General features: G+C 66.7%; 6 protein-coding genes. 4 read left to right on the forward strand and 2 right to left on the reverse strand.

Translation table 11 applies throughout. From position 1 onward, the window contains the following. Window positions 1-15 precede the first annotated feature (15 nt). The 3 genes from astB (at window position 16) to AC1DYX_RS21860 (ending at window position 7,339) form a co-directional block, all read left to right on the forward strand. Window positions 16-1,359, forward strand: coding sequence for an N-succinylarginine dihydrolase (gene astB, locus AC1DYX_RS21850; protein ID WP_477262729.1), 1,344 nt, complete (start codon window positions 16-18; stop codon window positions 1,357-1,359). A 207-nt stretch (window positions 1,360-1,566) separates the two neighbouring features. Continuing rightward, on the forward strand, window positions 1,567-6,336 hold the full coding sequence (locus AC1DYX_RS21855) for an NAD-glutamate dehydrogenase domain-containing protein (protein WP_477262721.1): 4,770 nt from the start codon (window positions 1,567-1,569) through the stop codon (window positions 6,334-6,336). 4 nt (window positions 6,337-6,340) lie between these two features. Beyond that, a complete protein-coding gene (locus tag AC1DYX_RS21860) occupies window positions 6,341-7,339 on the forward strand; it encodes a succinylglutamate desuccinylase (protein WP_477262723.1) in 999 nt (332 codons plus the stop codon). A 66-nt stretch (window positions 7,340-7,405) separates the two neighbouring features. On the opposite strand, the gene hmpA is transcribed toward AC1DYX_RS21860, so the two are convergent. Both hmpA and AC1DYX_RS21870 read right to left on the reverse strand, forming a co-directional pair. Further along, on the reverse strand, window positions 7,406-8,599 hold the full coding sequence (hmpA, locus tag AC1DYX_RS21865) for an NO-inducible flavohemoprotein (RefSeq protein WP_477262731.1): 1,194 nt from the start codon (window positions 8,597-8,599) through the stop codon (window positions 7,406-7,408). Between the two features lie 83 nt (window positions 8,600-8,682). Beyond that, window positions 8,683-9,180, reverse strand: a complete 498-nt coding sequence (locus tag AC1DYX_RS21870; RefSeq protein WP_477262725.1) for an RrF2 family transcriptional regulator — start codon at window positions 9,178-9,180, stop codon at window positions 8,683-8,685. Window positions 9,181-9,366: 186 nt separating this feature from the next. Here AC1DYX_RS21870 and AC1DYX_RS21875 point away from each other — a divergent pair, with 186 nt between their 5' ends. After that, window positions 9,367-10,854 (forward strand): APC family permease, encoded by a 1,488-nt coding sequence (locus AC1DYX_RS21875; protein ID WP_477262727.1) that lies wholly within the window; start codon window positions 9,367-9,369, stop codon window positions 10,852-10,854. The last annotated feature ends 136 nt before the right edge of the window (window positions 10,855-10,990 follow it).

Here is a 10,990-nt window from a genome sequence, read left to right on the forward strand (position 1 = left end):
CACCTTCTGAACGCCATGCGCAACGCACGCGAATTCAATTTCGACGGCCTCGTGGGCCCGTCGCACAACTACGCCGGCCTCTCGTTCGGCAACGTCGCCTCGTTCAACAACGTGAAGAGCGCATCGAACCCGCGCCAGGCCGCGCTGCAGGGTCTTGCCAAGATGCGTGAGCTGGCCGCGCGCGGCTTCGCGCAAGGCCTGCTGCCGCCGCAGGCGCGTCCGAACTTCCGCCTGCTGCGCCGCCTCGGCTTTTCCGGCACGGACGCCGACGTGCTGGCGCAGGCATACCGCGAAGCGCCGGTGATCCTGGCCTGCGCCTACTCGGCATCGCCGATGTGGACTGCGAACGCCGCCACCGTCAGCCCCTCGGCGGATACGCCCGACGGCCGCGTGCACTTCACGGCCGCGAACCTGAACAACAAGCTGCACCGCGCGGAAGAACACGTGCAGGCCACGCGCACCCTGCGTGCCCTGTTCGCGAATCCGGAGCGCTTCGTCGTGCACGACCCGCTGCCGTCGACGCCCGCGTTCGGCGACGAGGGCGCCGCCAACCACACGCGCTTTGCCAGTGCCCACGGCGCGGCCGGCGTCGAGTTTTTCGTCTACGGCCGCGTCGAGTTCGACCCGTCCGCCCCCGCGCCGACCAGATACCCGGCGCGCCAGACATTGGAAGCCTCGCAGGCGATCGCGCGCCTGCACGGCCTGGACGCGGCGCGTACCGTGTTCGCGGCGCAGAACCCGGACGTGATCGACGAGGGCGTGTTCCACAACGACGTGATCGCCGTCGGCAATGGCAACGTGCTGTTCTACCACGAGCAGGCCTTCGCCAACGAAGCCGCCACGATCGAAGCGCTGCGGCGCGCGCTGGGCACGACGGGCACCGACCTGCGCGCCGTGCGCGTGGACACGGGCTTCGTGCCCGTCGCCGATGCCGTGGCCAGCTATCTGTTCAACAGCCAGCTGCTGTCGAAGCCGGACGGCGGCATGGCGCTCGTCGTTCCGCATGAATGCCGCGAGACGCCGACCGTGGCCCGCTACCTCGAGCAGCTGGTCGCGTCGGGCGGCCCGATCGATGAGCTGATCGAATTCGACCTGCGCCAGAGCATGCGCAATGGCGGCGGCCCCGCGTGCCTGCGCCTGCGCGTCGTGCTCACGGACGAGGAAGCGGCCGCCATGCATCAGGGCGTGCTGATGACGGAAGACCTGTACGTGCGACTCGTCGCCTGGGTCGAGCGCCATTACCGCGACCGCGTGGAACCGAAAGACCTGGCCGATCCGCAACTGGCCATCGAGTGCGCGGCCGCGCTGGAAGCGCTGGAGCGCATCCTTGGCTTGCCAGGGCTGTATGATCTGGCATGATTTTGGTAGGGTAGGCACTCCGTGCCCACGCGGACGTTTGCGGCCCGCTGGCGTCACGCGTGGGCTCGGGGAGCCCACCCTACAGTAAAGGATCGTTTCCGGAACAGGAAGCACGAATCTGGACGGGACAACCCTGTCCGTATCAGCCGGGAACAAATGGCCACAAGCCGTCAAGAACCCGGCGCAACTATCAGCTTGGAGAAGCAAATGAACAAAGACATGCCTCAAGACCTGCGCACGCAAACCCTTGCTCTGGTCAACGAGAACAGACCGGCCGACGCCTCCGACATCGTGGGCGCCCTGATCGGCGCCTGGATTGGYGCACTCGACGAGGACGACCTCGCCGGCATCGACCCGCGCAACCTCGCCGCCATCCTGTGGGACGCCTTCGCCCGGGTGGCGCAGCGCACCACCGACGGCTGCCAGATCGCGCAGATGCGCTACACGGATGGGCGCTGCGGCATGTCGACGGCCCTGCTGATCCTGAACGAGGACATGCCCTACCTCGTCGACTCGTTCGTGATGGCGCTGCGCCGCCAGCGCGTGGTCGCGTCGGGCGTGATGAATACCGTGCTGCCCGTGCGCCGCGACGAAGCGGGCCGCGTCGTCGCCGTCGGCGAAGCGGGCGCACCGCTGGAATCGTATGTCCTGTGCCTGCTGGCCGAAGACCTGCCGCAGGATGAACTGTCCGAACTGGTCTCCCGTATCCAGATGGTCGCGCGCGACGCCGCCATCGTGCACCGCGACGCGGTCGCCATGGCCGACCGCATGACGGCCGTCGCCGCGGCAGCCGCGGCCCAGGGAACAACGAGCGGCCAGGAAGTCGCAGCCTTCCTCGAATGGGCCAAGAACGAAGGTTTCGAATCGTTCGGCTATGCCTATTACTTCGTCAAGCCGGGCGTGCGCGAACTGGAACGCGACATTCCGAGCCGCATCGGCGTGCTGCAGGATACGTCGCATCCCGTGTACGGCACCTGCCTGCAGAACATCCCGGGCGATTTCGAGATCCTGTCCAAGCGCGACGAGACGCTGTCGATCGTGAAGGCCGACGTGGCCGGCACCCTGCACCGCGACCAGCCGCTGGACTTCATCGGCGTGCGCGACACCGACACCCAGGGCAACACCATCGGCGAACACTGCTTCGTCGGCCTGTTCACCCGTGCCGCCACGTCGACCCCGCTGGCGCGCCTGCCGTTCGCGCGCGGCCGCGTGGCGAAAGTGCTGTCCATCGCGGGCGTGCGCCAGGAAGGCTTCCGTGCCGAGAAATTCCTCGAGATCCTGGAATCGCTGCCGCGCACCGAGGCACTGGAAGCGGATCCGGACTGGCTCGCCCAGGTGTGCAGCTCGGTCGTCTCGCTGTACAAGCAGCCGCGCGCGAAGGTCTTCGCCCGCCGCGACGTCTATCAACGCCACCTGAACGTCCTCGTCTACCTGCCGCGCGAACGCTACAGCGCCGCCGTCGTCGCCGCGCTGGCGCAGGCATTGAAGGACAGCTCGGGCGCCATCGACGTGCGCTCGCAGACGCTCGTCGCGGACGGCCCGCTGGCCCGCGTCTACCTGATCGCCCAGGCCGCGCGCTATCCGCTCGACCTCGAGACCGACATCCAGAAGCCGCTGCTGTCCGTGCTGGACGGCTGGCATGACCGCTACACGGCGCTGACCGACACGGTGGAGGACGTCCCGACCCGCAACGCCCTGCGCAAACTCTTGCCCACGCTGCCCGTGAACTACGTGGCCGCGACGGCGCCGGAAGTCGCCTTCCGCGACGTGAACGCGATTCTCGCGAACGGCCAGCAGGGTTACGTGTCCGTGCGGATCGAGACGGATGAAGCGGGCATCACGTCGCTGCGCCTGTACTCGACGAATACGATGCCGTCGCTGTCGCGCATCCTGCCGGCGCTGCAGAACGCGGGCGTCGCCATCGACCGCGAACAGAGCTTCTGGATCGACACGGCCGAAGGCACGCGTCGTTACATCACGAGCCTGATCGTCGACGCGGATTCCGCCGCCAAGCTGGCGCGGCCGGGCGTCGCCGACGTGGCCGAGGAATTGTTTGCCGCGCTGTTCAACGGCGACGCCGAGGACGGCCGCCTGAACGGCCTCACCATCGAAGGCGGCCTGTCGATGCGCGAAGTGCAGCTGGTGCGCGCCTACATCAGCTACTGGCGCCAGGCCGGCAGCAAGTTTTCCACGCGCTACATGGCCGAGACGCTGCGCCTGCGCGCCGGCCTCGTGAAGGAACTCGTGGAGGGCTTCGCACTTCGCTTCGACCCGCATCTCTCGGCCGAGGAACGCGCATCGGGCGATGCGAAACTGGTCGCGCTGAAGGCGGGCCTGGCCAAGGTCAACCACGCGGACACCGAGGAAATCATGGCCGCGCTGGTCGACCTCGTTTTGGCCACCGTGCGCACCAATTACTTCCAGAGGTCGGAAGAAAATTCGGGCGAAAAAATCATCTTCAAGTTCGACACGAGCCACCTGGCGCTGGTGCCGGAACCGCGTCCGTTCCGCGAGATCTACGTGTTCTCGCGCCGCTTCGAGGGCGTGCACCTGCGCGGCGRCCCGGTCGCGCGCGGCGGCCTGCGCTGGTCCGATCGCATGGAGGACTACCGCACCGAAGTGCTGGGCCTCGTGAAAGCGCAGATGGTCAAGAATGCCGTCATCGTGCCGGCCGGCTCGAAGGGCGGCTTCGTGTGCAAGCAGATGCCGAAGGATGCGGCGCGCGACGTCGTGGCGGCCGAGGGCGAAGCCGTCTACCGCCTGTTCATCGCCAGCCTGCTGGAAGTGACGGACAACCGCGTGCGCGGCGAGATCGTGCCGCCGACGGACACCGTGCGCTATGATCAGGACGACCCGTATCTCGTGGTCGCCGCCGACAAGGGCACCGCGACGTTCTCCGACATCGCCAACAGCATCGCCGTCTCGCGCGGCTTCTGGCTCGGCGATGCGTTCGCGTCCGGCGGTTCGAACGGCTACGACCACAAGAAGATGGGCATCACCGCGAAGGGCGCGTTCGAAGCGGTAAAACGCCACTTCTACGAGATGGGCCACGACATGGACACGACCCCGGTGACGATGGTCGGCGTGGGCGACATGTCGGGCGACGTGTTCGGCAACGGCGTGCTGCTGTCGCGCCAGCTGAAAGTGCTGGCCGCGTTCGACCACCGCCACATCTTCCTCGACCCGAATCCGGACGTCGTCGTGTCGTACGACGAGCGCAAGCGCATGTTCGCGTTGCCCCGTAGCTCCTGGGACGACTACGACAAGGAACTGATCTCGGAAGGCGGTGGCGTGTTCCCGCGCACCGCCCGCCACGTCGAGCTGTCGCCGCAGGTGCGCGAAGCGCTGGCCATCGAAGAGACGTCGCTCACGCCGGAAGAACTGATGCACCGCATCCTGCTGGCGCCGGTCGACCTGTTCTACAACGGCGGCATCGGCACCTACATCAAGGCCTCCACCGAGACCCATGCGCAGGTGAAGGACCGCGCCAACGACAACATCCGCGTCAACGGCAACGCGCTGCGCGTGAAGGTCGTGGCGGAAGGCGGCAACCTGGGCGCCACGCAGGCCGGCCGCATCGAATTCGCGCTGGCCGGCGGCCGCATCTTCACGGATGCGATCGACAACTCGGCCGGCGTGGACTGCTCCGACCACGAAGTGAACGTCAAGATCTGGCTCGACACGGAAGTCAATGCGGGCCAGCTGGACGAGGGCGAGCGCAACCGCCTGCTGACCGAGATGACGGGCGATATCGAGAAGCTGGTCCTGCGCGACAACACGCTGCAGACGCACCTGCTGGTGCGCGAGGCGCAGGCGCAATCGATCGGCGCGGTCGTCGACGGCTACGCCGCGCTGATCGCGAGCCTGGAGCTTGACGGCGCCGTGTCGCGCGAGCTGGAGCAGCTGCCCAGCGAGACCGAGCTGCAGCGCCGCAAGGCCCTCGGCCTGGGCCTGACGACGCCGGAACTGGCCGTCGTCGTCGCCAACGTCAAGAACCGCTTCAAGCGCCTGCTGGCCGCGCTGCCGCTGACGGAACAGCCGTGGGCCGAGACCATCCTGCGTCCTTACTTCCCGGCGCAGCTGGTGGCGACGCGCGATCCGCTGGCGCACCCGCTGGCCAATGCGATCCTCGCGACCGTACTGGCCAACGAATCCGTCAACCGCTGCGGTCCGCTGATGCTGCGCGACCTGGCGCTCGAGCACCGCATCATTGACACCGAGGTCGTGACGGCCTGGGGCCAGGCCTGGGCCGCGCTGCACCTGGCGCCCGTGTTCGAGGCACTGGACCATGACGCGCTGGTGGTGCCGCGCGACGTGTCGCAGGCCGTCGATGCCCGCACCCGCGTCATGCTGCGCACCGTGATCGAAGGCGTGCTGTCGCTGCCGGCCGAACAGGCAGGCGCCGGCGGCATGGAAGAGCTGTCGAACCTGTTCGCCCAGCCGGAGCAACTGCGCCAGCTGATGCCGGCCCGCCTCGATGCGGACAACCACGGCGGCCTGTCGTCGTCGTTCGTGCAGGCGTGGAAAGCCGTCGATACGGTCGAATCGCTGGCCGCCTTCCTGTTCGCGGCCGTGTCGGTGCAGCGCCCGCAGGGCATGTCGCTGGCCGAGTTCCTGCGCGTCGGCATGATGTTGCGCGAGCAGGCCGGTATCGACACGCTGGAGCGTGGCCTCAAGCTGCCGGCCACCAGCAAGTCGCAGGAACAGCTGCGCAACTACGCGCTRCAGGCCCTGCGCCGCACGCAGCAGCGCCTGCTGCTGGAAGTGCTGGAAGCGAGCCGCCGTACGGGCGACATGCAGTCCGCGGTGCGCGAGCTGACGGATGYGATGGGCCTGACCGGCGGCTATGCCCAGCCGACGGACCTGGAGCAGGCCATGCTGGCCGTGTGGTCGCTGTCGGAAGGCTCGAGCCCGGACCGCATCGCGTCGGGCACTGCGGCGACCACGGTCGCGGGCACCGTCGCGAACCTGGCGTAACGTCATGGCGGCCGCTTCGTTCGACGTGTTGCCTGAAGCGATCCGGGCCCTGGCCCAGGCCGACTTCGGCGAGGTGGCGGCCCGCTTCGCGGCGGCCGGCTTCGTTGTCGGCCAGCCCGCGAAGGGCGTGCTGACCGTGAAGGCGGCCGCGCCGGCGCCGGAGCGTCCCGCCGTCTTGCTGTCGGTGGGCGTGCACGGTGACGAGACGGGGCCGATCGAGATGGTGGCCTATGCCATCGAGGCCTTGTCGCGCGCGCCGCGCGAACTCGCGGTGGACCTGATGCTGTGCGTCGGGAACATCGACGCGATCGCGGCCGGCAAGCGCTTCATCGACGCGGACCTGAACCGCATGTTCCGCGACCAGCGCGGCGACCTGGCCGGCACCTTCGAGGCCGGCCGGGCCGATGCGCTGATCGCGGCGACGGCCGCGTTCTTCGAGGGCAGCGCCCCGCGCCGCTGGCACCTCGACCTGCATACGGCGATCCGCGCGTCGCGCTATCCGAGGTTCGCCATCGTGCCGGAGCTGATCGCGGACGAACCGCGGCGCGAACTGATCGCATGGCTGGGACTGGGCGGCATCGACGCCGTCATCATGAATCCGGCCTCCGCGGGCACCTACAGCTGGTGGACGGCCGAGCGGCATGGCGCCGCGGGGACTACCGTCGAACTGGGGCGGATCGGGACGCTGGGGCAGAACGATCTGGCGCAGTTCACGGCGATGGCCGATGCGTTGCACGGGTTGTTGCGTGGGTCGACCGATGGCCAGGGCAGGGCGCCCATCGTGTTCAATACGGCGCAATCGATCACCAAGCTGTCCGATGCCTTCACCATGAGCTTCGGGCGCGATACCGAAAACTTTACGCCGCTCAAGAAAGGCGAAGTGATCGCACGGGACGGCGATACTGTTTATACCGTTCAGCACGACGAGGAATATGTCGTGTTTCCGAACCCCGACGTGCGCGTGGGGTTGCGGGCGGGGATCATGGTCGTCCGCGTCGGTTGAACGCGTGGACAGCTCGTCATTGAGTCCCCCGGACTCAATGACTCCACGCGTTCGACGCACGCCTGATCAGAGCAGGTGATCGAGCAGTTCCGGCCCGAACACTTCACGATGCAGCCGGCCCGCCGGCACACCGGCATCCAGCAACCCGAGCCACTGCGCCTGCATGAACTTGTGCGGACCGCACAGATAGACCTCGGCCTCTTCGCGCGGCCATGCCGGCAGCTTCGCGACGTCCATGCGGCCTTCGACCACGTCGGCGGCACCTTGCGCATCCTCGTGGAAGGTCACGACCGACAGGTTCGGCATCACGGACGTCAAGCCCTCGACTTCCGCACGCAGCGCATGGTGCGCGGCATCGCGGGCGGCGTGGGCGAAGATCACGCGGCGCTGCGGATTCACCTGGGCCACGCGCTTCAGGCTCGCGACCATCGGCGTGATGCCGACGCCGGCCGACAGCAGCACGAGCGGCTGGTCGCCTTCCGTTTCCGGAGTGAATTCGCCGAACGGATGCGAGACCTGCAGCGTGGACCCCACCTGCACGTTCGCATGCAGCCAGTTCGACACTTCACCGGCCGGAGTGTTGTCCGCGCCGTCCTCGCGTTTCACCGAAATGCGCAGGCTCTCGCCGTTCGGCGCGTCCGACAGGCTGTACTGGCGCAGCTGGTGACGGCCGCCCGGCAGGTCGACGGCGACGCTCACGTACTGGCCCGGCTTGAACGCGGGGACCGGCTTGCCGTCGAGAGGCACGAAGCGGATCGACATGACGTTGGCGCTCTCCTGTTTCACTTCCGTCACGCGCATCGGACGGGTCTCGCCCGGCTCGACGCCGGCCGTGCTGTACAGGCTCGCTTCCGCCTCGATCAAGAGCTTGGCCAGCGAGTTATAGGCTTCCTTCCAGGCGTCCAGCAACGGCGGCGTGGCGGCATCGCCCAGGGTGGTGGCGATCGATTCCAGCAGGTGCTTGCCGACGATCGGATAGTGCTCGGCGCGGATGCCCACCGAGACGTGCTTGTGCACGATGCGTTCGACCACCGGGCCCAGCGCGCCCGGATTGCCGATGTTGGCCGCGTAGGCGAACACCGCCGATGCCAACGACTGCTGCTGCGCCCCGCTCGCCTGATTGCCCATGTTGAAGATCCGGGTCAGTTCAGGATGCGTCCCCAGCATGTTCGTATAGAACAGCTTCGTGATCGTCAGGCCGTGCTGGCGCAGGACCGGGACGCTGGCATCGATGTAGGGGCGGGAGGCTTCGGAAATCATCATGGTTCCTTTAATTATGCATTTAAAATGCAGATTTAGACTTCAAAAAAACGCCCGCACGGCGGGCGCCGACTTGTTATAAGTTAATCCTCACTTACCGGCTCGGGCGCCGGCAGAGGGGTTTTCCCCACCGCGCCGTTCCAGAACATACGGTGCATGCGCACGACCTGCTCGCCGGTCGTGCCGGCCGTGGCGTGGGCCAGCGTGTAGCGATCCATCGCCTCGTAGAAGGCACGCATGCCGGCGCGCAGCATGCCGCGCAGCTGGCAATCCAGCTTCAGTGCGCAGTCCGTGCCTTCGCAGTCGACCAGTTCGTCGTCCTCGCCTTCCAGCTTGCGCAGCACCTGGCCGATCGTCAACGTGGCCGGGTCGGCTGCGAGGCGCAGGCCACCGTTGCGTCCGCGCGTCGCCTGCACCCAGCCCAGCTTGGCCAGTTGCCCGACCACTTTCACGAGGTGGTTCAGCGGAATGTCGAACTGCTTGCCGATCTCGGCCACCGTTACCGGGTGCGGACGTTCTCCCGCCCGTTCCAGATAGATCAGGACACGCAGGCCAATATCGGAGAATCGTGTGAGTCGCATCGGTCAGCTCGTTGAGTACGGGGGTATTCTACCTAAATCTGCATAAAAAATGCAGGTTTAAGGCAAGTATTTTTTTCCTGCATTGGAAGTGGCTCAGTAAGTGGCCCTATAATCGCGAGCTTTGGATGTTCATACCGCATCCTGATGACAGTTATTAATTCGCGCTACCCGCGTAGAGGACATGCCGTGAACCAGACCCTGGGCCAAAAGCTCTTTCGCACCAAGACATCCGGACACAAATCCGATGACGGCCATGCCCACGCGCTGGGCCGCTCGCTGGGCTTATTCCCCCTGACCATGATCGGCGTCGGCGCCACGATCGGCACCGGCATCTTTTTCACGATGGTGGAGGCCGTGCCCAAGGCCGGTCCGGCCGTCGTGCTGTCGTTCCTGATGGCCGCCATCACCGCCGGCCTCACGGCGCTGTGCTATGCCGAGCTGGCCGACCGCGTGCCGGCGTCCGGCTCCTCGTATTCCTTTGCCTACGCCACGGTGGGCGAGTTCGCCGCCTTCGTCGTCGCCGCCTGCCTGCTGCTGGAGTATGGCCTCGCGGCCAGCGCCACGGCGATCGGCTGGTCCGATTACCTGAACAACTTCCTGAAGAATGCCCTCGGCTGGCAGATCCCGGACGCGCTGCGTTCGCCGCTGATCGTCGCGGGCAAGAACGGCGGCGTCGAATTTCACGCGGGCCACATCAACCTGCCGCCGATCCTGCTCGTCGTACTGTGCTGCGTGCTGCTGATCCGCGGCACCAGGGAATCGGCGACGACGAACGCCATCATGGTGCTGATCAAGCTGGCGATCCTCGTGTTCTTTTCCGCGATCGCGCTGTCCGGCTTCGACATCAACAACTTCCACCCGTTCGTCTGGCCGGCGGACGGCAAGGGCGTGGGCGGCCTCGCCGGCGTGACGGCGGCCGCGGGCACCGTGTTCTTTTCGTTCATCGGCATCGACACCATCGCCACGGCCGGCGAAGAAGTGCGCAATCCCACGCGCGACGTCCCGATCGGCATCCTGGCCGCCCTCGTCATCGTCACCGTGTTCTATATGCTGGTGGCGATCGCCGCCCTCGGCGCGCAGCCGGCCTCGATGTTCGCCGGCCAGGAAGCGGGCCTCGCCGTGATCCTGCAGAACGTGACGGGCAAGGCCTGGCCGGCGCTGGTGCTGTCGGCCGGTGCCGTCATCTCCGTGTTCTCCGTGACCTTGGTGACGATCTACGGCCAGACGCGCATCCTGTACGCCATCGCCAAGGACGGCCTCGTGCCGCAGGTGTTCCGCACTGTGAATCCGCGCACGCAGTCTCCGGTGACGAATACGCTGATCGTCAGCGTCGTCGTCGGTATCGTGGCGGGCCTCGTCGACGCCACCTTTTTGTGGGACATGGTGAGCATGGGCACGCTGGTCGCGTTCATCGTCGTGTCGATCGCCGTGCCGGTCATCCGCCGCAAGCAGGGGGAGACGGGGCGCAAGGGGTTTCGCGTGCCGTTCGGGCCCTACCTCGTGCCGGGGCTGTCGATCCTCGCCTGCCTGTATCTCGTGGGTGGCCTGTCCAGCACGACTTATACGGTGTTCACGATCTGGATGACGGTGGCCGTGCTCACCTATTTCGGCTACGGGATTCGCAACAGCCGGTTGAACAGGACGGATGCGGCGCAGGCCGAGTTGACGCATTGATCATGGTTGCGCCAGCGGCCGCAATTACGTCATTCAACTGACGCGCGTCTTGCCCGGCTCTTTCCACGGCACCATTTTGCGGAATTATTTATTTACTGTGACAACAGTGTCGCCGGGCTTGAGACCGGAAGTGACC

The organism is Massilia sp. P2_C2, from assembly GCF_056404615.1.